Here is a 21,173-nt window from a genome sequence, read left to right as displayed (position 1 = left end):
TTTTCCAGCGTCGCGATTGCGAAAGTACGGGCGAGAATAGCGGCGCAACATTTCATGAACCTGAAAAAATCGGCGCCAAACGGGGCGCTATCGTTTTTTCGTCGTGACGGCATTTCCCGGTCCCTCGTATGGGATCAACACTGGACTTCCAGCCGTGTCGCGACGAGCAACGAATAGTCCGTGCCCTTGGGATCGCTGAAGAACATGCTGGTCAGCGCCGCCTGGTTCTCCGCCATGACTTCCTTGGGGTTGGGCCTCACAACCTTGCGTTTGCAGCGACCGGAGGCTGCGCCGGAGATGGTCATATCGTCGTCGGTGGCGAAATCGACCGCTGTGTAGAGCGTCTTGTCATAGATCCCGAAGATCGTGGTTCCCTTGAGGAAGGTCTTCTGTTCGGGCTTTAGCGAAAAAGTCAGGGTCAGCGAACCGTCCTTGTAATCGGCCTGGATCGCATCGGGCTTGGCCATCGGCACCGCTTTGCCGTTGCTGGTGACGTTTGTGTAGTAATTATACTGCGCAAGCGAATCCCTGACCGTCTTGCCGATCGCTTTCAGTTCGCTCGCGCTCAGCGTCTGATTGTCGCCCTTGTCGAAATCCATGAGGACCGAGGAGGAAAAGACTTCGTCGAAGTGCCAGATGTTGCGCAGCTCGCTGATCGAGCCGTCGGGTGCGGCGACAAGCTCGAATTTCGCGTCGATGAAGATATGCGGATGGGCGAGAGCCGGGACGGGCAGGAGCGACAGCATCGCGAGCAGCAGGATTGTTTGTCGTTTCATGCAGGCTCTACCGTGATCTGTCCGCAGCTTGGTCGCCCAGACCTGAACGTCAATTGAGACTGATTTGAGACCCCAGGAGGTGGAGTGGTATCCGGGCTTGCACCGGTTCTCGGAATTCGATGGGATCTGCCGAAGAATAATGAGCCGCGTTGTCCGGGAACAGTGGAATCTTCTGCCGGCAGCGGACAATATGCGGCAGCGCCCTCGGGATTAGCAGGTTATTCTGCTAGTCGATCTGGGAAATACGAGACGGTCAAGCGATGGAGACGGACATGGAACACGCCCACAAATTCTATATCGACGGCAAGTGGGTCGATCCCGAGGTATTGAAGACGCTTGAGGTCATCGATCCGGCGACAGAGCAGTCCATGGGGACGATCGCATTGGGCTCGGCCGCGGATGCCGAGAAGGCGATCAAGGCCGCGCGCGCCGCCTTCGACAGCTTTTCGCGGACAACGCGGGATGCGCGGCTATCACTGCTGAAGCGCATTCTTGAGATCCTGAGACGCCGCAACGACGAGATGGGCGACATCATTTCCCGGGAGATGGGCGCGCCGCTCGCCATGGCGCGGTCGGACCAGGCCGGTATCGGCGTTGCCCATTTCGAGAAGACGATCGAAGCCTTCGAGGCTTTCCAGTTCGACTATATGCAAGGCTCCACCCGGATCGTGCACGAGCCGGTCGGCGTCGTCGGCATGATCACGCCCTGGAATTGGCCGATGAACCAGATCGCCTGCAAGGTCGCGCCGGCGCTGGCGGCAGGCTGCACCATGGTGCTGAAACCCTCCGAGATTGCGCCGTTCAATGCCATCATCTTTGCCGAGATCCTCGAAGAGGCAGGCGTTCCCAAGGGCGTCTTCAATCTCGTGCAGGGCGATGGCCCGACCGTCGGCGCCGTGCTGTCGAGCCATCCGGATATCGACATGGTCTCCTTCACCGGCTCGACCCGCGCCGGCATCGCCGTTGCGCAGGCCGCCGCCCCGACCGTCAAGCGCGTCCATCAGGAGCTCGGCGGCAAGTCCCCGAATATCGTGTTGCGCAGCGCTAATTTCGAGGCTGCCGTCGCTGGTGGCGTGCGCCGCTGCTTCAACAATTCCGGTCAGTCCTGCAATGCGCCGACGCGCATGCTGGTGCCGGCCGAGCGTATCGACGAGGCGGGTGCGATCGCGGCGCGGGAAGCGGCGACGCTGGTCGTCGGCGCTCCCTCGGATCCGCGCACGGCACTCGGCCCAGTCGTCAGCGCTCTCCAGTTCGAAAAAATCCAGGCGCTGATCGCCAAAGGGATCGAGGAGGGCGCCAAACTGGTGACAGGCGGCCTTGGGCGGCCGTCGCATCTCAATGCGGGTTATTATGTGCGCCCGACGGTGTTCACGCGCGTGACCAATTCCATGACCATCGCCCGCGAGGAGATCTTCGGGCCGGTGCTGTCGATCATCGGCTACGAGACCGAGGACGAGGCCGTGGCGATCGCCAACGACACGCCCTATGGCCTTGCTGCCTATATCCAGGGCGATCCGCAGGAGGCGCGGCTGCTTGCCGGACGGCTGCGCGCGGGCACGGTCCGTCTCAACACCTCCGCTTGGGATGGGATGGCCCCCTTCGGCGGCTACAAGCAGTCGGGCAACGGCCGCGAATACGGCAAGTTCGGCCTGCATGAATTCACGGAGATCAAGGGCGTCGTCGGTTACGATGAAGCCTGAGCGGGTCGGCTGATCCACAATCCCGGCTCCGCATGGCTCGCGCCCCGCTAAGCCGCTCTGGCTCGCCGCTGCCGCCAAACAACAAGTAGCAGCAAGATCGCCAAGCCGACAATGACGGCCACGGCGATGCCAATGCGTGCGAGCAGCAGGAGTGAAGACGAAGGGCCGCCGGCCCGTACCTGGGCGACATCGGCGGGTGTGACCGGGGTGCCGGCGCGGCCGTAGTTCTCAATCACGTAATTCGCCAGCGTCGCGACTTGGGCGTCGTTCAGAGCATTGATGTCGTTTGCCTTGCCGCCGAAGCCGGGCATGAAGGCCTGGCCCTTGGGCGTCGTGCGGTTGACGCCGTTCAGGATTGTGGCGATCAGATTGCTATGATTGGCCGCACCTGTCACCGAATTGTGGAACAGGCTCGGATAATAGGTATCTTTGCTGCCTTGGCCGGAAGCCTGGTGGCAGGAGGCGCAATTGCCGTAAAACAGCACCGCGCCGCTGGCTTGCTCGTCCGTATCGGAGCGGATCGGGTTCGCCCCGCGCAAGCTTGCAAGCTGCGAGACGGGCTTGCCGTAGCCAAACCGGGACTGCTCATCCGACGCATCGCGCAGCGGCGGCACGGTCTTGATATAGGTTGATATCGCCGAGATATCGTCCGGCGTGAGCTGGGAGAAGCTGTGCTCGACGGCCTCCCCCATGCTGCCCGCCGCTTGCGCCTTGCCGGGCAGCGAGCCGGTCGCCAGATAGCGAGCCAGTTCGTCTTTGCTCCAGCTCCCAATGCCACTGACGGCATCCGAGGTGATATTTGGCGCATACCATTGGCCAACCTGCGCACCACCCAGATACTGCGCAGACACTTCCTGCATCAGGAAGCCGCGCGGCGTATGGCAGGTGCTGCAATGCGCCGCCCCATCGACAAGATATTTGCCGCGATTCCACTCGGCCGATTGCGTGGCATCGGCCTCGCTATGGCCGCTGCCGAGAAACAGGAGGTTCCACGCCATCATCGACAGGCGAATATTCATCGGAAACGGCAGTGCGGTTCGCGCCGGCGCCGTATCGACGGGTGCGACGCCGTGCTGAAAGTAAGCGTAGAGGTCGTGGATATCTGCGTCCGTCAGCACGTTGTATGACGTGTACGGCATCGCCGGATAGAGGTTGGCACCATCGGCCCGAACGCCCGCCCGCACGGCACGGGCAAATTGTTCTTCCGTGTATTGCCCAATGCCCGCAGTCGCAGAGGGTGTGATATTGGTGGTAAAGATCGTGCCCACCGGGGAGACGATGCCAAGTCCGCCCGCAAATGGCTTGCCACCTGGCGCCGTGTGGCAGGCGGAACAGTCCGAGGCGGTGGCGAGATAGGCGCCGCGCTTAATGGAGGCCGCTTGCGCATCATCGTCGGCGGCGAAGGCCGTCGAACTCACGGACATCAGACAGATTGCAGCGCCGAAGAGACGGAAGAGAGTGTCCACGCTCAGCCCCGCTTTAATTGGTCAACGATGGCATCGGCGGCCTTCACGGCCAAAGCCGCCATGGTGATGGTGCTGTTGCCGCATCCGCCCGTCGTCATCGCCGCGCCGCCCGGCAGAAAAAGATTCGGATGATCATGCGCGCGACAGTCGACATCGACGACAGAGTCGGTGGGATCGGTGCCCATGATGCAGCTCCCCATCATGTGGTCGCTATTGGTGAAGGTCGTGGCGATGCTGCTTTCGACGGCGCCAAGCTCCGCGATCAGTTTCTTCAGCAGCGGCAGGGTATATTCCTGATGGCTGCGGCGGACATAGTCGCCGACATCATAGTAGATATTCGGCTTGCTGAGCCCCAGCCAGTCCTTCTTATCCGACAATGTCAGCCGGTTATTGGGATCCGCCAGGATCTCGTGCTCGATCGTCAGTCGCGCGGTGCAGGCCGAGAGCCTGCGAATCTCCGCGTCCAGCGCCTTGCCGACCAGCCCCTTCGAGAGTGCTGCTAGACCGCCCACGGCGCTCAGAGCCGCATTTTCGCAGCGAAGCATGGCACCGGCATGTTCGCTTCGGAAAGCGCCTTGCCCCGTCATCATGATGCTGCTGCCCTGCACAGGGCCAACGCCCGTCCACATCGGCTCGGAGAGCACCATCTGTGCGCTGATTTTGGGCTGGTCCATCAGATTGCGCCCGACCTGATCCGAATGATTGGCAACGCCGTTCGGGTTGCGCTCGTCCTTGGACATCAAGAGCAGTTTCGGCGTCTCTATGGCATTGCAGGCAATGGCGAAAAGTCTGCCGACGACCTTTTGCGTTTCCTTGTTGGGATTGAAGAAATGGACAGCCTGGATGTTTTGCTTCGCATCCGTCTCCACCCGGTAGACGACCGCATTGGCAAGAATCCTGCCGCCCTTTGATTCGATCCTCGGCAGCGCCGATGCTGCATCATATTTCGCGGAGATCGGACAGACCGGGAAACAGTTGTTGTTGCCGCAACAAGGCGGTCGTCCGTCGTAGGAAACGCCGCTGTTGCGCGCCTGGGGGGCGGGAAGATTGGTGACGCCAACGCGTGCGGCGGCATCCGTAAAACGTTGCTCGCCCGGGCCTAAGGGAATACGTCCCATCGGGTAGGGCTTGGAGCGCGGCAATGGTGGCCATTGCAGCTCGACCTCGGACGGGCCGCACACACCCAGCGCATATTCGGCGCGCGTGTAGTATGGCTCAAGTGTGTTGTAATCAAACGCCCAGTCCCGGCCGACGCCGTAAAGGCTTTTCATCCGCATATCATCGGGATGCAGCCGCCAACAGATACCCGCCCAATGCCACGTAGCCCCGCCGGCATAGCGCACATAACCCTGACGATATGCACGGCCGTTCGGCCCCTCCAGCTGCAGGTAGTCGGTCGTGGCGTCTACCAGTTCTGATTCGATATGCGGTGCCCAGGGCTTTGCCGGATAGGGCGCGTTCCAATTTTGCTTGAAGCGCGGCGGTACGTTGCGATAATTTTCAACAATCTGCCAGCGCTCCACGCGAGGGCCGGCTTCCAGCATCAGAACGGATAGGCCTGCGTCCAGCGCCTGCTCGGCGACAAGGCAACCGATAACGCCCGTTCCAACGACAATGACGTCCGCACTATAATCGTTTGCCATCTTATCGATTCCAACTAACCAAAGGCTCGAATAGGCACGTCAAACCTCGCCGCAAGCCGATCCCATGACAAAGTCTTTCACGGGGGCGTCTCGCTCGATTGCTTGAAGCCGCCCGCAACGCGCCTTCGCGCACCGGGCGGCTCTTGTCAGAATGTCGGCATGTTGCTGAGAGGCGGGGCCTCGGCATTCCATCCGTTCGGACCGGATATCGCGTAGGTCGGGATTGTCATGACGTCATGGGTCGGCTGGTACATCAGCGCCATCTCGAAGGCGAAGACCTCCGCGGTGGCGGAATTTTCCACCACGCCCGTATACCAGGCCGAAATGATGGCCAAGGCCGTGTCCTTCAGGCGCCCCTCCGGAATGTCGGCGAAGAAATCCTCGACGATCCTGGCGTTTTTTTTCTTCGCAATGTCAATAATTGCGCCGATATCCTGCGCAATTTCCGGATTTATCCGCAGCATGGCGGCAGCCATGCGTGCCCCGACCTCAGGATCCAAATGATGGTCGATGAGGAGAGACGACACGTCCATGAAGTTTGACGAAACCTCCGGCGCGACCGCACCTAGAGTTTGGGCCGAAATCTCCGGAGACAGCAGCATGCCGCCAGCGAACAGGGCGCCGCCCAGCATCAATTTCCGACGTGTGAGATTGAATTCCTCGGGACAGTCATCGCGAGACGGGTCGGTTATGTCCATCAAGATGCCTCGTCAGCCAGTTTTCGTCATATTTAACGCAGGCGCACGGCAGGAATATTACGAAAATCTATGCATTGCATACGATAGAGTCAATCCGACTTTCAGCAAAGCCGAATTATCGGAATTACAAAAATCAACGGTAGCACTGAGGTTGAGCGGCTGAGTCTCGCGACCGCGCCGCATCGAGTGGCTGGAGGGTGTGATGCCAAATTCGCATCGCCCAATGCCCCAAGCGATTGCATTCAGCTTAACGCTACCGGTGGTATCCTAGTGGGAGCCGTAAAGCATGCCTCGCTCATCGAGCGAGCTTGGCAATTGCTTTTGTTAGGAAAAATGGAGCGGGCGAAGGGATTCGAACCCTCGACCCCAACCTTGGCAAGGTTGTGCTCTACCCCTGAGCTACACCCGCTCATATCCACAACAGTCCGGGGTAGTGTGTTGGACCGTTCGGCGTCGTCTTGCGGCGACGGGCGCTATATGGCCCAATCGTTTTTCAAATGCAACAGGGAAATGACGAGGTCACGAAGAAAAATTCGCGGTTTTTTTCAATGCCTACCGGAAAGCCCGGAAACGCCGGGCTTTGTCGTCTCAAAGATTGCAAAGGAATTGTGGGCGACGTATCAGGGTCGCGTCAAATTTTCTTTGCGAGACGCCATGACCGAGAATAGCCCGAAAACCCGCGACGATCTTTTCCGCTTTCTGGATGGACTCGGCATTTCCCACAGCACCAAGGATCATGCGCCGGTGTTTACTGTTGCCGAATCGGTGTCGCTGCGCGACGAGATTCCCGGCGGACATACGAAGAACCTCTTCGTGAAGGACAAGAAGGATAACTTCTTCCTGTTGACGGTCGAGGAAAACGCCAGCGTCGATCTGAAGACGGTGCACACGCTGATCGGTGCCGCCAGCAAGGTCTCCTTCGGCAAGCCGGAAAAGCTCATGGAATATCTGGGCGTCATTCCGGGTTCGGTGACGGCATTCGGCGCGATCAACGATACGGGCGGCAATGTCACCTTCGTGCTGGATGCCGAATTGATGGCGCACGATATCGTCAATTGCCATCCCTTGTCGAACGACGCGACGACGTCGATTGCCAGCGGCGACCTGCTGCGCTTCATGGAAGCGACGGGTCATGCGCCGCTAGTCTTGAAAGTGACGGGCTAACGTACGATTTTAGCGCTACAATGCGGCAGATATGACATATCTTCGAAGTGTGCTGTCGCTATGGCTATTTCATCGAGCATGATCTTATGCAAAGCGATGCCCCGTTTTTGGGGCTCATGTTTTAAAAGTCCGGAATGCCGGCAGGCGGGAGACATCTATGAGCGGTTCGAACAATCCCTATAACGCTTCCTTCGGTGGCCAGATGTCGGCCTCTGCCTCCTTTGGCGCTGCGCCCGCGGCCTCGGGCGGCGCTTCGCCGATCAAGGACACCACGACGGCGAATTTCGCCAAGGACGTTATCGAGGAATCGCGCAACCAGCCGGTGCTGGTGGATTTCTGGGCACCCTGGTGCGGTCCGTGCAAGCAGCTGACGCCGGTCTTGGAAAAGGTCATCAATGAGGCCGGCGGACGCGTCAAGCTGGTCAAGATGAATATCGACGATCATCCCTCCGTGGCTGGCCAGCTCGGCATCCAGTCGATCCCGGCGGTCATCGCCTTCGTCGACGGCCGTCCGGCCGATGGCTTCATGGGTGCTGTTCCCGAGAGCCAGGTTCGTGAGTTCATCGATCGCCTTGGCGGTCCGGCGGGTGGCGCGGGCGATCCGGCGGCGGAGATTGCAGCGGTTCTGGAAGAGGCAACCGGCCTTCTCGCCGGGGGCGATATCAATGGTGCGGCCGAGCTGTTCGGCGCGGTGCTGCAGGCCGATCCGGAAAATGCCAAGGCGCTGGCCGGCATGGCCGAATGCATGATCGCCGCCGGCCAGAGCCAGCGTGCACGCGAGGCGCTGACGGACCTGCCGGAAACGCTTGCCAACGACGCCGGCATCCAGGCCGTGGTGAAAAAGCTCGATCAGATCGAGGAAGCCCGCAAGCTCGGCGATCCCGTGGCGCTCGAGCAGGAGCTGGCGGCCAATCCCGACAATCACGAGCAGCGCGTCAAGCTCGCCAAGATCCGCAATGTCGAGGGCAAGCGCGACGAGGCGGCCGAGCATCTTTTGACGGTCATGCGCCGCGACCGCGCCTTTGACGATGACGGCGCGCGCCGGCAGCTGCTGGAATTCTTCGAGGTCTGGGGTCCGAAGGATCCGGCGACGATCGCCGCGCGGCGCAAGCTGTCGTCGATCCTGTTTTCCTAAGGTGTCGTTTAAGCGAGGGCGTCCTACCGGGAGCCCTCGTTTGTCTCGATTGGACGGGAAAGCGAAAGGCTGTGACCTTTTCCCGGAAATACTCTTGTGTTTTCGCAGGACGAGGCCACATTGTTCTGTGGCGCGGCGTGGGATGGAGCAATCGCCGCCGGGCGTCGTTCCTGTGTATCCCAAGGGATGCGCGGCGCAGTGATGTAGCGGGACGGAAATCATGCAAGTCGGTAATGCCAGATATCTGAAGCCGAGCGACCTGCCGGAATCGGTGGTCATCTTTCCTCTATCCGGTGCCCTGCTTCTGCCCACAGGGCAATTGCCGCTCAATATTTTCGAGCCGCGTTATCTCGCCATGTTCGATGCCGCCATTGCCGGCAACCGGCTGGTCGGCATCGTGCAGCCGGCGCTCGGCGAGCCGTCGGAAACTCCCAATCTTTCGCATGTCGGCTGCCTCGGGCGCATCACCTCCTTCGCCGAGACCGGCGATGGCCGCTACATCACGTCGCTGACCGGCATCTGCCGCTTCCGGCTGATGAACGAGGTCACCGGCCACCAGCCCTACCGCAGCTTCCGTATTGCCCCTTTCATGGCCGATTTGAAGTCGGCTGACGAGGAGCATACCGTTGATCGTGCCGCGCTGCTGTCGGCCTTCCACGCCTATCTCGACGCCAACAAGCTGGAGGCGGATTGGCAGAGCGTCGAGCGCGCCAGCAATATGACATTGGTGAATTCGCTGGCGATGATGGCGCCCTTCGAGCCCGCCGAGAAGCAGGCGCTCCTGGAGGCGCCCGACCTGAAGACCAGGGCGGAAACCTTCATCGCCATTATCGAAATCGTGCTCGCCCGCTTTGGCGACACCGATTCTGTGCTGCAATAGGATCTGCGATGGATATCACCGTCAGCAAGGTCGACCCGAAACTGCTCGACCTTCTCGTCTGCCCGCTCACCAAGGGGTCGCTGAGCTATGACCGCGAGAAGAACGAGCTGGTCTCGGAAAAGGCCCGGCTCGCCTATCCGATCCGCGACGGCATTCCGATCATGCTGATCTCGGAAGCGCGGCGTATCGAGGATTGAGGTCGTCTTTCCTTGGGGGTTGGCATGTGACCGGAATGGATGAAGAGGCGCAGCCATACGCTACGCCTCGTCAATCGTTGAGGATCACCGAGCGCTGTCGATGATTGCGCCGCCATCGGGCGTAAGGCTGTATCCCGTGATAAACTGTGAGTCCTTGCTGGCGAGGAACAGGACGACCGGTGCGATGTCATCTTCCGGAGAGCCGAAACGGGCGAGCGCGCTGGCTGGCGGAGGAACATCCTTTGCCGCGGCTCCCCATGTATCCGCTATCGGCAGAACATTGTTCACCGTGATGTTGTCCGCGCCCCACTCGCGGGCCGCAGTACGGGTAAGAGCACGCACGGCCTCCTTTGCCATGTTGTACGGGCCGTAGCCGACCAGCCCGAGCGTCCCAGCCATGGAGCCGAAGTTGATGATCCGGCCCTCTCCACTTTCCTTGAGGTGAGGATAGCAGGCCTGCATGAAGCGTAGATACGCGATCGGACCGGTATCGAAGTTCCGCTGTAGTTGCTCCGCCGACAGGTCGATGACCGAGGACAGGACAGCAGAGCCATCGAATGCATTGTTCACGAGAATGTCGATGTGGCCATAGGCTGCCACGATCTTGTCGACCGCAGCCTTGATCTGATCGGCCTCGCTAACGTCGCAGACAACACCGAGCGCGGTGCCCCCCACTTCAACGATATCCGCAACGACGCGTTCGACGCTTTCGGACGTTCGTGAAAGAACGGCGACCTTGGCACCTTCGGCGGCAAGCAGCTTTGCAGTGGCGCGGCCTATGCCACGGCTTGCGCCCGTGACGATCGCGACTTTTCCATCGAGTCGACCCATATTCATCTCCATTTGGTTGAGGTTTGTGATTGTCGCTGTGTCAGCGCATGGCAACGTGGGCGTAAGGGGACGGCACATCTCGGGCATCGTTCTGCGTCGCGAACGAGATTACCAGGAGAGCCAGGCCAATCGCTGCGGGCAGGGCGCCGGCGGGCTTGCGAACACCGAGATGTGCCATGCCGGAGAGCAGCAGGTGAAAGAGGATGCCGGCGTAAGCGAGATCGCTGAGCGGCACGCTGACGCGTGAAAGGATTGCGACGGGGCCAAGGACCTTTACAACAATCATGAACGGCACGAGGTAGGCGGCGTTGTACCCGAGCTCCGCTTGAACCTGGCGAACCCAGTCCGCCTTAGTGGCGTACATAAGAGCTGAAGCCAGATAAAGCAGGGACAAAAGTGCCGTGCTGATCCAGTATGCGTAGTATTCTGTCATGATTTCATCCTTGTGGCTGGTTACGCAGCAACATTCTCATTTGTTGAGCATATCGTTGGTGTTGAAGGCGCTTTTACTGCGCTCCGTGGTGCATGAATGGAAAATGTCGTCTAAGATCGATCTTTGCAAGTAGGATGAATTACTTGCTGTTAGTATGGAAAAGCAGACTATGGCCGATCAAGAAGTCAATATGCACGAGGAAATGCGGCGCGCCTTCGCATTGCTTTCCGGCAAGTGGAAGCTCGAAATCATGTGGCTTCTCAATCAGCGGATGTACAGGTTTGGTGAGTTGCGAAAGGCTATTCCCGGCATCACCCAACACATGCTGACGGCACAACTTCGCGAGCTCGAAGCGGACGGACTTGTGTCACGCACGGTCTTTGCCGAGGTTCCCCCACGCGTCGAATATGAGATCACGCAGAAGGCGCGCGGACTCGGCCCCACGATGGAAGCGCTGACTGCTTGGTGGAGCGAATATGGAAAGAGCGTTCCGGCGAAACCGAGCGCGCGTGGCCGGAAAGCCAGAAATGTTTGAGCGACCGTCGAGGCGATCGGCAAAGCAATTCCTTCAGCACCGTAAGGTCGGACAGGGACTGCCTTGATGGCCACTATGAGCCAAAGCTGACATTTCGGTTATCAGTTCAGGGCACGTTGCTATCGAATCGTGCTCTCTTTCGGCTCCAACCGCTCAGATCGCCTCGCCCGCCAGCAGTCGCGGATTATCCTTGGCTTCCGTGCCGGCGGCCTGGCCGATGAAGAAGGATTTCAGCTTTGGCAGGCGATCGACGAGACCGAGGCCGAAATCGCGGGCGACGCGTACGGGCGTGATGTCGTTGGAAAACAACCGGTTCAGCACGTCGGTGGTCACCCCCATGCGGAAGGTGTCGAAGCGCCGCCAGGTCTGGTAGCGCTCGAGAGTGTTGATCGAGCCGATATCGAGGCCGAGGCGGTCGGCCTCGACCACGGTTTCTGCGAGGGCCGCCACATCCTTGAAGCCGAGATTGAGGCCCTGGCCGGAGATCGGGTGGATGCCGTGGGCCGCGTCGCCAGCGAGCGCGAAGCGCGGCGCGACGAAGGCGCGGGCAAGCGTCAGGCCAAGCGGGAAGGCGCGGCGGTCGCCGACCGTGCGCAGCGCGCCGAGCTTGTGGCCGAAACGGCGCTCCAGTTCTTCCTCGAATAGCAGATCGTCGGAGGCGACCAGCCGGTCGGCATCGGCGGTGCGTTCGGTCCAGACCAGCGAAGAGCGGTTGTTCTTCAGGGGCAGGATGGCGAAGGGGCCGGAGGGCAGGAAATGCTCCTCGGCGCAGCCATTGTGCGGCCGCTCATGCTCGACAGTGACGACGATGCCGGACTGGCCGTAGTTCCAGTTTACCGTCTTGATGCCGGCCATGTCGCGCAGCTTGGAGCGGACGCCGTCACAGGCGACCAGCAGCCGTGTTTCCAGCGTGCTGCCATCCGAGAGCGTCAATGTGACGCCGGCATCTTCCGTCTTGAAGTCCGTCGCGCTGACGCCGTGGCGGATGGTGATGCCGAGGCGTTCGCAGGCGCCGCGCAGTGCGCCGACCATGGCGACGTTCGGGATCATATGGGCAAAGGGCTGGCCCTCGGTCACTTCGCCGTCGAAGGTGAGGAATACCGGGCGCACGGGATCGCTGGTGCGCGAATCGGTGACGATCATGCGGGTGATCGGCTCGGCTTCCGGCTTGATCTCGTCCCAGACGCCGAAGACCTCCAGCATCTTCGAGGCGGCGGCGATGATCGCCGAGGCGCGCATGTCTTTTTTCCAGGCGGTTTCCGGGGCGGCCTCTACGACCATGACGTCGAGATGGGGGGCTGCCTGCTTGACGGCGACCGCGGCGGCCAGACCTACATAACCGCCACCCACTACCAGCATGTCCAACATCGCGCTTCCCTGTGTCCTACTGTCACTTCCTGTTCTATATAGAACATCCCGTTCGTGGTTCCTACCGTTGGAGTTCATTCAAAATGTCGCGTGAGAATGAGAAACTGACCGCCATGCAAGTCACGCTCGCGACGCTGGATCTGGAAACGATCGAGATGAACCTGTTTCGCGGCAACAGCCCGCAGGTTGGCTGGCAGCGCGTCTTCGGCGGCCAGGTCATCGGCCAGGCGCTGATGGCGGCGCAGAGGACAGTGGCGGGTGATCGTTTTGCGCATTCCCTGCATGCCTATTTCATGCTTCCCGGCGATCCGAGCGTCCCGATCGTCTATCAGGTCGACCGGCTGCGCGACGGCGCAAGCTTCAACACGCGCCGCGTTCTGGCAATCCAGCATGGCAAGGCGATCTTCGCGCTGACGGCCTCCTTCCAGATCGATGAGCCTGGCTTCGAACACCAGAGCGAGATGCCGAAGGTGCCGGCTCCCGAAGATCTGATGGACGAGGAAGAGGTCAAGGCACGCTTTATTGCCAACGCGCCGGAGGCTGTGCGCCGCTACTGGGAACGCAAGCGCGCGATCGAGATCCGGCCCGTTTCCATCGAGGATTATTTCTCGCGTTCGCGGCCCAGCCAGCGGCAGGATATCTGGGTTCGCCTGACCGGGCCGGTGCCGGATGACCGGCTCTACCAGAATGCGGTGCTCGCCTATCTCTCGGACATGACGCTGCTCGATGCGGCGTTGCATGTGCATGGAACCTCGGTCTTCGATCCGCGCCTGCAGGTCGCAAGCCTCGACCATGCAATGTGGTTTCACCATCCGTGCAAGCTCGACGACTGGCTGCTCTATAGTCAGGACAGTCCCAGTGCCTCAGGCGCGCGCGGTTTCACTCGCGGCAGTCTTTTTACGCGGGATGGTGTCCTGATTGCGTCGGTGGCGCAGGAGGGGCTGATTCGTAAAAAGGCAAATGATTAAATAGTATGCAATTTTATAAATTTGCACCTTATTTGTGCATCAGCTGCGCCGCGAATTGCCGCTTTATTGGGTTCTCAAAGTAATTCCCTTATATTTCAATCGGTTATAATTGTGTCACGAATCTGGCACGTCCTTTGAATGTGTATCTCCGGTCGCTGCTGAAACGCTCGTCAGCGGCAAGGAGAGTCGGCTTCGCGCCGAGGGTAAACAAAGGATGGGAAACCAGATGAAAATTGTGATGGCCATTATCAAGCCGTTCAAGCTCGATGAGGTCCGTGAGGCCCTCACGGCTGTCGGCATCCAGGGCCTGACTGTGACCGAAGTAAAGGGTTACGGGCGCCAGAAGGGGCATACCGAAATCTATCGCGGCACGGAATATGCCGTCAGCTTCCTGCCGAAGCTGAAGATCGAAGTCGCGGTCGCAACCGAAATCGTCGACAAGGCGGTCGAGGCCATCGCATCCTCCGCCAAGACCGGCCAGATCGGCGACGGCAAGATTTTTGTCTTTTCGATTGACCATGCCGTGCGCATCCGTACGGGCGAAACCGATTCAGAAGCGCTGTAAGACACGGCCGATCAGGGAGTTATTTGCAATGACGTTTTCCAAGCTTTCCTCCACTCTGGCACGGGTGGGTACGCTTTCTGCGGCCATGCTCGCGCCGGCGATCGCCTTTGCGCAGGATGCTACAGCCACTGCCGCCGCTGCTGCCGCGCCGGTTCCGGACAAGGGCGACACCGCCTTCATGTTCATCTCCACCATTCTCGTCCTCTTCATGCTCGTGCCTGGCCTGGCCCTCTTCTATGGCGGCCTCGTGCGTTCGAAGAACATGCTGTCCGTTTTGATGCAGTGCACGGTGATCGGTGCGGTCGTCATGCTCCTTTGGGTCTTCTACGGCTATTCCTTCGCCTTCGGCGGCGGCACGAGCCCGTATTGGGGCGGCACCGCGAAGATGTTCCTGTCCGGCGTCTCGGTATCGACGACGGCTGCAACCTTCTCCAAGGGCGTCGTCATTCCGGAATTCATCTTCATGCTGTTCCAGATGACCTTCGCAGCCATTACGCCTGCCCTGATCATCGGTGCCTTTGCTGAGCGCATCAAGTTCGGCGCAGCCGTCCTCTTCTGCGCGCTTTGGGCAACCTTCGTCTACTTCCCGATCGCCCACATGGTCTGGGACTCCAACGGCATGCTCTTCAAGATGGGCGCTCTCGACTTCGCCGGTGGCACGGTCGTTCACATCAATGCCGGTGTTGCCGGTATCGTCGGTGCCCTTATGGTCGGCAAGCGTGTCGGCTTCGGCAAGGACATGATGGCTCCGCATTCCATGACGCTGACCATGGTTGGTGCTTCCATGCTCTGGGTTGGTTGGTTCGGCTTCAACGCCGGTTCGAACCTCGAAGCTTCCGGCGGCGCGATGCTGGCTACCGTCAACACCTTCGTTGCAACGGCAGCGGCCATCATCTCCTGGTCGATTGTTGAAACCTTCACGCGCGGCAAGGCCTCCATGCTCGGTGGCGCTTCCGGTATGGTCGCCGGCCTCGTTGCTGTTACGCCGGCTGCCGGCATCGTCGGCCCGATGGGTGCGATCGCCCTCGGTCTCATCGTTTCGCCGCTGTGCTACTTCTTCGTTTCCGTCGTGAAGAACAAGTTCGGCTACGACGATACGGCTGACGTCTTCGGCGTACACTGCGTCGGTGGTATCTTCGGCGCTCTCGCGACCGGCGTATTTGCCAGTGCATCGCTCGGCGGCGTCGGCTATGCCGAAGGCGTCACCATGAGCAGCCAGGTTGCGGTTCAAGCCACTGCCGTCATCACCACGATCCTGTGGTGCGGCATCGGCTCGGCCATCCTCTACAAGGTCGTCGACGTTATCATCGGCCTGCGTGTAGCACCGGAAGCCGAACGCGAAGGTCTCGACCTCGCATCCCACGGCGAAGCTGCCTACCACAACTCCTAATCACAAGCTTGTGGCGCCGGGGCAAAGTTCCCCCGGCGCCGCTGAATATCCCGTCGCGGCCTATTTCATCAAAAGTAAGCCGCTCTTGGCCCGGACCTTGGTTCGGGCCTTTTTTGTGCCGGCAAGCCCGTTGACTAAACAGCCATAAATTCGTTGATAGGCCCGCCACCGCCTGCATGGTTAACATGCCATTAACCCTCCTCTGATTAGGTAGAGGTGACGTACTGGGTGAGTGGGCATGACGCCGATTCGCGTGTGCCTTCGACAACGAACGGGCTGGATATCATGGGCAGAAGCAATTCGGCAGCGCTGGGCGGTCCCCCCGACCGTTTCTCGCTTTCGGGCGTGGTTTGGCGGCAGGTGAGGGGCCTCATCGGCTTCGCGCTGCTGTTCCTGCTGGCGCTCGCGGTCGCCGCCCTGGCGACCTGGAATGTCATGGATCCCAGCTATTCCTACGCAACGAGCAATGCGCCGACGAACATATTGGGCTTTCCGGGCGCTGTCTTCGCCGACGTCCTGATGCAGGCGCTCGGTCTTGCCTGTATCGTCGTGCTGCTGCCCATCGTCGCCTGGGCTTTCGCGCTTATTTCCAACCGCAAGATCCATCGCCTGCCGGCCCGTCTCGGCGCCTGGGTCGGCGGATCCATTGTTGCTGCTGGTTCCATCGCCTGTTTCCCCGCTCCGCCGACCTGGCCGATCCCGAACGGTATCGGCGGCGTCATTGGCGATATCCTCCTGCGTTTTCCCGCTCTTTTCATCGGCACTTATCCGAGCGGCGTCTTTGCCACGGTGTTCGGTACGGTCCTCGCAATCCCCGCTGCCTGGCTCATGCTGTTTGCCGCCGGCCTGGTCGGCCGCAGTCTTCCGGAAGACGAGGAGAGTGAAGAGGATTACGAGGAAACGCAGAGCCGCGCCCGCAGCGTTGGCGATGACGACGAGGATGACGATGACGACCGCGGCGGCTTCATGGCCTTCGGTGCGCTCATGCATTCCTGGTACAATGCGCAAGCCCGCCTTCGGCGCCTGTTCGGCATGGGTCCGCGCAAGCGCCGTGACCATGCCTTCGACGCGCCCTATGACTTCAACGATGACGAATTCGGCACGCTGAACGAGCCGGCGCGCGCCAAGGCTCCGGTTGTCCGGGGCGAGCGTGTCGAACCGTCGCTGGACGGCGGCTCGGCTCAGCGCCGCGTGGTGTCTCCTCCGTCGATCAGCATGGGTGACGACGACGACGAGGATGCCTCCTACGAGCGCGATCCGCCACGTCCGGCCGGTATCCTGCCGGATGACGAGGAAGACGAGTGGGCGCTGCGCGCCGCTTCGTCGAAAGCTTCCGGTGCTCCGGCCGGCCCTCGCGTCATTCCCGCCGCCCCGCGACCGAAGCCCGGCGCCCGCGCCGAGCGCGAAGCCCAGACCTCCTTCATCCGCTCCTATGGCTTCCAGCTTCCGGCCGTGCACCTGCTTGCCGAGCCGAAGACCATCGTGCGGGACGCGACCTTGTCCTCCGACGCGCTGGAGCAGAATGCCCGCATGCTGGAAGGCGTGCTCGAGGACTTTGGTGTCAAGGGCGAGATCATTCATGTCCGGCCCGGCCCAGTGGTCACCCTTTACGAACTGGAACCCGCTCCGGGCATTAAATCCTCTCGCGTCATTGGCCTTGCCGACGATATCGCCCGCTCGATGAGCGCGATCGCCGCCCGCGTCGCCGTCGTTCCCGGCCGTAACGCCATCGGCATCGAACTGCCGAATTCCACGCGCGAAACCGTCTATTTGCGCGAGCTTGTCGCCAGCCGCGATTTCGCGACGTCCAAGGCCAAGCTTGCCATGGCGCTCGGCAAGACCATCGGCGGCGAGCCCGTCATTGCCGATCTCGCCAAGATGCCGCATCTGCTCGTTGCCGGCACCACCGGCTCGGGCAAGTCCGTCGCTATCAACACCATGATCCTGTCGCTGCTCTACCGCCTGACGCCGGAACAGTGCCGCCTGATCATGATCGATCCGAAGATGCTGGAACTGTCTGTCTATGACGGCATTCCGCATCTGCTTTCGCCAGTCGTCACCGATCCGAAGAAGGCAGTCGTCGCGCTGAAATGGACCGTGCGCGAGATGGAAGAGCGCTACAAGAAAATGTCGAAGATCGGCGTGCGCAACATCGACGGCTTCAACACCCGCGTCGAGCAGGCCGTTGCCAAGGGCGAAGCGATCAGCCGCACCGTCCAGACTGGCTTCGACCGGCAGACCGGCGAGGCGATTTACGAGACCGAAGAATTCGACCTGAAGCCGATGCCCTATATCGTCGTCATCATCGACGAAATGGCCGACCTGATGATGGTCGCCGGCAAGGATATCGAAGGCGCCGTGCAGCGTCTGGCGCAGATGGCGCGTGCCGCCGGCATCCATGTGATCATGGCGACCCAGCGTCCGTCCGTCGATGTCATTACCGGCACGATCAAGGCGAACTTCCCGACGCGCATCTCCTTCCAGGTGACGTCAAAGATCGACAGCCGCACGATCCTTGGCGAGCAGGGTGCCGAACAACTCCTCGGCATGGGTGACATGCTCTATATGGCAGGTGGCGGACGCATCCAGCGCGTCCACGGCCCGTTCGTCGCCGATGGCGAGGTCGAGGACATCGTTTCCTACCTGAAGACGCAAGGATCGCCGCAATATCTTGATGCGATCACCGCTGACGATGAGGATGACGAGGATGGCCACGGCCCGGCGGGCACGGCCAATCTTGCCGATTCGGACGACCCTTACGATCAGGCGGTTGCGATCGTTCTGAGCGACGGCAAGGCCTCGACCTCCTACATCCAGCGCCGGCTCGGCATCGGCTATAACCGTGCCGCCTCGTTGATCGAGCGCATGGAGGAAGAAGGCGTGATCGGCCCGGCCAACCATGCCGGCAAGCGCGAGATTCTCGTTCCTACCAAGGCGGATATTCTGGATCGCTGAGGCCATAGGCCCTTTCGCGTTGTATATCCCGGCTATGCTCAGGGAAATTTGATCGCGGCCCACAACCGAGTATGGGCCGCTGCGCCATGAAGACGCCGATTTTGCGCGCCATGGACAAAGCATGAAGGAGAATTCGATGACAAAGTTTGATGCGCAGCCGTCCAACCGACTTTCCCTGACCCGCCGGCATTTCCTCGGGGCCGTGGTCGCGGTCGGTGCGGCAAGCGCTCTGCCCGTTTCGGCCTTGGCGCAGGCGCAGGCAGCGGCCCTCAATCCCGGCGTGGCGCAGCAGATCGCCGATCACTTCTCGTCGATCAAGACCATGAAGGGTGGCTTCCTGCAGATCGGGCCGCGCGGCGACCAGGTGAGCGGCAGCTTCTTCATCCAGCGTCCCGGCAAAATGCGTTTCAACTACGATCCGCCATCGCGCATGCGCGTCATCTGTGACGGCAACAACGTCCAGGTCATCAACGACCAGACGCGGACGAAGAACATGTACCAGCTGTCGAAGACGCCGCTGAGCCTGCTGCTTGCCAACAAGATCGATCTTTCCGCCGACATGGTGCGCGGCGTCGATGCACAGCCGGACCTCACCAAAATCACGCTCGGCAACCGCACGGTCTTCGGTGACTCGACCATCGCCATGATCTTCGATTCCAAGACCTACGACCTGCGCCAGTGGACGGTGATCGACCCGCAGGGCAAGACCACCGATGTCATCATCAACAATGTGAAGACCAATGTCTCGTTCGACGACAGCGTCTTCCGTATCGACTATACGCGCTGATCGCCATCTCCGCCCTTGGCAATAGGGGAAGCGCCGAATGGCGCTTTCCTTTCGCTCGAAGCCGGTCTAAAGCCTTATCCTGACTAGAGCGTTTCAAGGAATCGCTGAACCGTTCTAGCTGTCTGTTTTGACGCAATCCCGGACGGAAAACCGCTGCGCACTTTTCCTGGAATTGCTCTAAGGAAAGGGCTTGGCATGGGATTTTCGATAGCGACCTGGAACATCAACTCGGTGCGGTTGCGCATGCCGATCGTCGAGCAATTCCTGATGCAGTCCCGGCCCGATATTCTCTGCCTGCAGGAAACCAAGGTTCCGAATGAGCTCTTCCCCTATGCGCCGCTGCGGGCGCTCGGCTACGAGCACATCATCATTCACGGCCAGAAGGGCTATCATGGCGTCGCCATCGCCTCGCGTTTTCCGCTGACCGAGGATCATCGGCAGGATTATTGCAATGTCGGCGACAGCCGGCATATCTCGGCGATCTTCGAGCGCGGCGGCCGGCGCATCCGGGTGCATAATTTTTACGTTCCGGCCGGCGGCGACGAGCCCGACCGGACGATCAATCCGAAGTTCGGTCACAAGCTCGACTTCATCGAGGAGATGAAGCACCTGCATGCCAATGCCGAGCAGAATACCTCCGCCATCCTCGTCGGCGACCTCAACATCGCCCCCTTCGAGCATGACGTCTGGTCGCATAAGCAGCTTTTGAAGATCGTCAGCCACACGCCGATCGAAACCGACGGGCTGATCGAGGTGATGAAGCGCGGCGCCTGGCTCGATCTGATGCGCCAGAATGTGCCGGAGAACGAGAAGCTCTATACGTGGTGGAGTTATCGCGCCAAGGATTGGGAGGCCGCCGACCGCGGCCGACGTCTCGACCACATCTGGTCGTCATCCGATCTCGGACCGCTCTTGCAGCGCATCGATATCCTGAAGGCCGCTCGCGGCTGGGATCGCCCGTCCGACCATGTACCGGTGACCGCGCATTTCAATCTTTGAGACATTGGGGCCACCTCGATCCTTCGAGGCTCCAGCCTTCGGCCTCCGCTCCTCAGGATGAGGTGGTGAGAATCTTGCGGCTGGGCGAGACGATCAGCCCTGATGATGAGGAAGTAGCTCGCCCCGCCCTCATGGTGAGGTGCGCAGGCTCCTGAGCCTTGTCGAAGGGGCCGGAGCCTCAAACCACGAGGGTCGGCCTCTGCAGCCGCCAAGGCCGGCGTCTCAGGAAAAGCGCCCAAGCAGCGCTGCCGTTTGCCTGGCGAGTGCTGCAAAGTTTTCGCGGATACGATTCTGGATCAGCAGGCCGGCATCGGGATATTCCTCGATCAGTCGGTGAAACAGCGCCCGCGTGATCCGCATGACATCGGATTCCTCCAGCGCCACGGCTGTGTATTTGCGTTCCACCAAGGTGACCAGCGCCAGCTCGGAGAGCATGGTGCCGGCCTGCACCGTGGCTTCGACGTTCGACTGTCCGGTAGCATCGACGGTGGTGAGCTCGAAGCTGCCGTTGGCGACGACGTAGGCGCATTCGGCCGGCGATTTTTCCCGGAACAGGGTTTGGCCCGGCGAGACATGGCGGCGGTCGGCGCCGAAGGCGATCAGCCGCAACGGCTCTTCGCCCATGCCGTGGAACAGCGGCAGTTGCGACAGCAGGCGGATATCGTCGGTCAGCGCCATGTTGA

Annotated in this window: 20 protein-coding genes and 1 tRNA gene; 12 read left to right on the top strand and 9 right to left on the bottom strand. The window is 60.7% G+C overall.

Annotated features, from left to right (window positions below; all coding sequences use genetic code 11):
• Window positions 1-134: 134 nt before the first annotated feature.
• Complete coding sequence (locus tag AC1RO0_RS20540; RefSeq protein WP_498594640.1) at window positions 135-776, bottom strand: DUF1007 family protein; 642 nt, start codon at window positions 774-776, stop codon at window positions 135-137.
• Window positions 777-1,048: 272 nt separating this feature from the next.
• Between AC1RO0_RS20540 and AC1RO0_RS20535 the strand changes: the two genes are divergently transcribed.
• Window positions 1,049-2,476, top strand: coding sequence for an aldehyde dehydrogenase family protein (locus tag AC1RO0_RS20535; RefSeq protein WP_498594639.1), 1,428 nt, complete (start codon window positions 1,049-1,051; stop codon window positions 2,474-2,476).
• A 47-nt stretch (window positions 2,477-2,523) separates the two neighbouring features.
• On the opposite strand, the gene AC1RO0_RS20530 is transcribed toward AC1RO0_RS20535, so the two are convergent.
• The 4 genes from AC1RO0_RS20530 to AC1RO0_RS20515 all read right to left on the bottom strand — a co-directional run bounded on the left by AC1RO0_RS20530 (window position 2,524) and on the right by AC1RO0_RS20515 (window position 6,692).
• Window positions 2,524-3,942 (bottom strand): c-type cytochrome, encoded by a 1,419-nt coding sequence (locus tag AC1RO0_RS20530; protein ID WP_498594638.1) that lies wholly within the window; start codon window positions 3,940-3,942, stop codon window positions 2,524-2,526.
• Window positions 3,943-3,944: 2 nt separating this feature from the next.
• On the bottom strand, window positions 3,945-5,585 hold the full coding sequence (locus tag AC1RO0_RS20525; RefSeq protein ID WP_498594637.1) for a GMC family oxidoreductase: 1,641 nt from the start codon (window positions 5,583-5,585) through the stop codon (window positions 3,945-3,947).
• 146 nt (window positions 5,586-5,731) lie between these two features.
• On the bottom strand, window positions 5,732-6,283 hold the full coding sequence (locus AC1RO0_RS20520; protein ID WP_498594636.1) for a sorbitol dehydrogenase family protein: 552 nt from the start codon (window positions 6,281-6,283) through the stop codon (window positions 5,732-5,734).
• Between the two features lie 334 nt (window positions 6,284-6,617).
• Window positions 6,618-6,692: transfer RNA gene (locus AC1RO0_RS20515), tRNA-Gly, on the bottom strand.
• A 245-nt stretch (window positions 6,693-6,937) separates the two neighbouring features.
• Here AC1RO0_RS20515 and AC1RO0_RS20510 point away from each other — a divergent pair.
• From AC1RO0_RS20510 to AC1RO0_RS20495, 4 genes are all read left to right on the top strand, one after another.
• Window positions 6,938-7,447 carry a prolyl-tRNA synthetase associated domain-containing protein gene (locus AC1RO0_RS20510; protein WP_498594635.1) on the top strand — a complete coding sequence of 170 codons (510 nt, stop codon included), beginning with the start codon at window positions 6,938-6,940 and terminating at the stop codon, window positions 7,445-7,447.
• Window positions 7,448-7,604: 157 nt separating this feature from the next.
• Window positions 7,605-8,582: a thioredoxin gene (gene trxA / locus AC1RO0_RS20505; RefSeq protein WP_498594634.1), complete on the top strand. Its 978-nt coding sequence runs from the start codon at window positions 7,605-7,607 to the stop codon at window positions 8,580-8,582.
• Window positions 8,583-8,802: 220 nt separating this feature from the next.
• Window positions 8,803-9,462 carry an LON peptidase substrate-binding domain-containing protein gene (locus tag AC1RO0_RS20500; protein WP_153369038.1) on the top strand — a complete coding sequence of 220 codons (660 nt, stop codon included), beginning with the start codon at window positions 8,803-8,805 and terminating at the stop codon, window positions 9,460-9,462.
• Window positions 9,463-9,470: 8 nt separating this feature from the next.
• Window positions 9,471-9,659, top strand: a complete 189-nt coding sequence (locus tag AC1RO0_RS20495; protein ID WP_047466290.1) for a Trm112 family protein — start codon at window positions 9,471-9,473, stop codon at window positions 9,657-9,659.
• Between the two features lie 84 nt (window positions 9,660-9,743).
• Here AC1RO0_RS20495 and AC1RO0_RS20490 read toward each other — a convergent pair whose 3' ends face one another.
• Together AC1RO0_RS20490 and AC1RO0_RS20485 are read right to left on the bottom strand one after the other, a co-directional pair.
• Window positions 9,744-10,490 carry an SDR family NAD(P)-dependent oxidoreductase gene (locus AC1RO0_RS20490; protein ID WP_498594633.1) on the bottom strand — a complete coding sequence of 249 codons (747 nt, stop codon included), beginning with the start codon at window positions 10,488-10,490 and terminating at the stop codon, window positions 9,744-9,746.
• 40 nt (window positions 10,491-10,530) lie between these two features.
• Window positions 10,531-10,923 (bottom strand): DoxX family protein, encoded by a 393-nt coding sequence (locus AC1RO0_RS20485; RefSeq protein ID WP_498594632.1) that lies wholly within the window; start codon window positions 10,921-10,923, stop codon window positions 10,531-10,533.
• 154 nt (window positions 10,924-11,077) lie between these two features.
• Between AC1RO0_RS20485 and AC1RO0_RS20480 the strand changes: the two genes are divergently transcribed.
• Complete coding sequence (locus AC1RO0_RS20480) at window positions 11,078-11,458, top strand: winged helix-turn-helix transcriptional regulator (protein ID WP_498594631.1); 381 nt, start codon at window positions 11,078-11,080, stop codon at window positions 11,456-11,458.
• 153 nt (window positions 11,459-11,611) lie between these two features.
• Here the strand turns inward: AC1RO0_RS20480 and AC1RO0_RS20475 are convergent, their stop codons facing one another.
• The gene (locus AC1RO0_RS20475) at window positions 11,612-12,826 is read right to left on the bottom strand and encodes a ubiquinone biosynthesis hydroxylase (RefSeq protein ID WP_498594630.1); all 1,215 of its coding nucleotides are present in this window, start codon (window positions 12,824-12,826) and stop codon (window positions 11,612-11,614) included.
• A gap of 83 nt (window positions 12,827-12,909) precedes the next feature.
• On the opposite strand from AC1RO0_RS20475, the gene tesB reads away from it, so the two are divergent.
• From tesB to AC1RO0_RS20445, 6 genes are all read left to right on the top strand, one after another.
• Window positions 12,910-13,794, top strand: a complete 885-nt coding sequence (gene tesB / locus AC1RO0_RS20470; RefSeq protein ID WP_498594629.1) for an acyl-CoA thioesterase II — start codon at window positions 12,910-12,912, stop codon at window positions 13,792-13,794.
• A gap of 214 nt (window positions 13,795-14,008) precedes the next feature.
• Window positions 14,009-14,359, top strand: coding sequence for a P-II family nitrogen regulator (locus tag AC1RO0_RS20465; RefSeq protein ID WP_012652738.1), 351 nt, complete (start codon window positions 14,009-14,011; stop codon window positions 14,357-14,359).
• A gap of 28 nt (window positions 14,360-14,387) precedes the next feature.
• Complete coding sequence (locus AC1RO0_RS20460) at window positions 14,388-15,749, top strand: ammonium transporter (RefSeq protein ID WP_498594628.1); 1,362 nt, start codon at window positions 14,388-14,390, stop codon at window positions 15,747-15,749.
• Between the two features lie 285 nt (window positions 15,750-16,034).
• Window positions 16,035-18,704, top strand: coding sequence for an FtsK/SpoIIIE family DNA translocase (locus AC1RO0_RS20455; RefSeq protein WP_498594627.1), 2,670 nt, complete (start codon window positions 16,035-16,037; stop codon window positions 18,702-18,704).
• Window positions 18,705-18,840: 136 nt separating this feature from the next.
• Window positions 18,841-19,491 carry an outer-membrane lipoprotein carrier protein LolA gene (locus tag AC1RO0_RS20450; RefSeq protein ID WP_498594626.1) on the top strand — a complete coding sequence of 217 codons (651 nt, stop codon included), beginning with the start codon at window positions 18,841-18,843 and terminating at the stop codon, window positions 19,489-19,491.
• A 195-nt stretch (window positions 19,492-19,686) separates the two neighbouring features.
• Window positions 19,687-20,490 (top strand): exodeoxyribonuclease III, encoded by an 804-nt coding sequence (locus AC1RO0_RS20445; RefSeq protein WP_498594625.1) that lies wholly within the window; start codon window positions 19,687-19,689, stop codon window positions 20,488-20,490.
• A 222-nt stretch (window positions 20,491-20,712) separates the two neighbouring features.
• Here the strand turns inward: AC1RO0_RS20445 and AC1RO0_RS20440 are convergent, their stop codons facing one another.
• Window positions 20,713-21,168 carry a cyclic nucleotide-binding domain-containing protein gene (locus AC1RO0_RS20440; RefSeq protein ID WP_498594624.1) on the bottom strand — a complete coding sequence of 152 codons (456 nt, stop codon included), beginning with the start codon at window positions 21,166-21,168 and terminating at the stop codon, window positions 20,713-20,715.
• Between the last annotated feature and the right edge of the window lie 5 nt (window positions 21,169-21,173).

This window comes from Rhizobium sp. GW821-FHT14E12, from assembly GCF_058803745.1.
The sequence above is the reverse complement of the archived record's forward strand: the minus strand, read 5'-3'. Positions and strand labels throughout refer to the sequence as shown.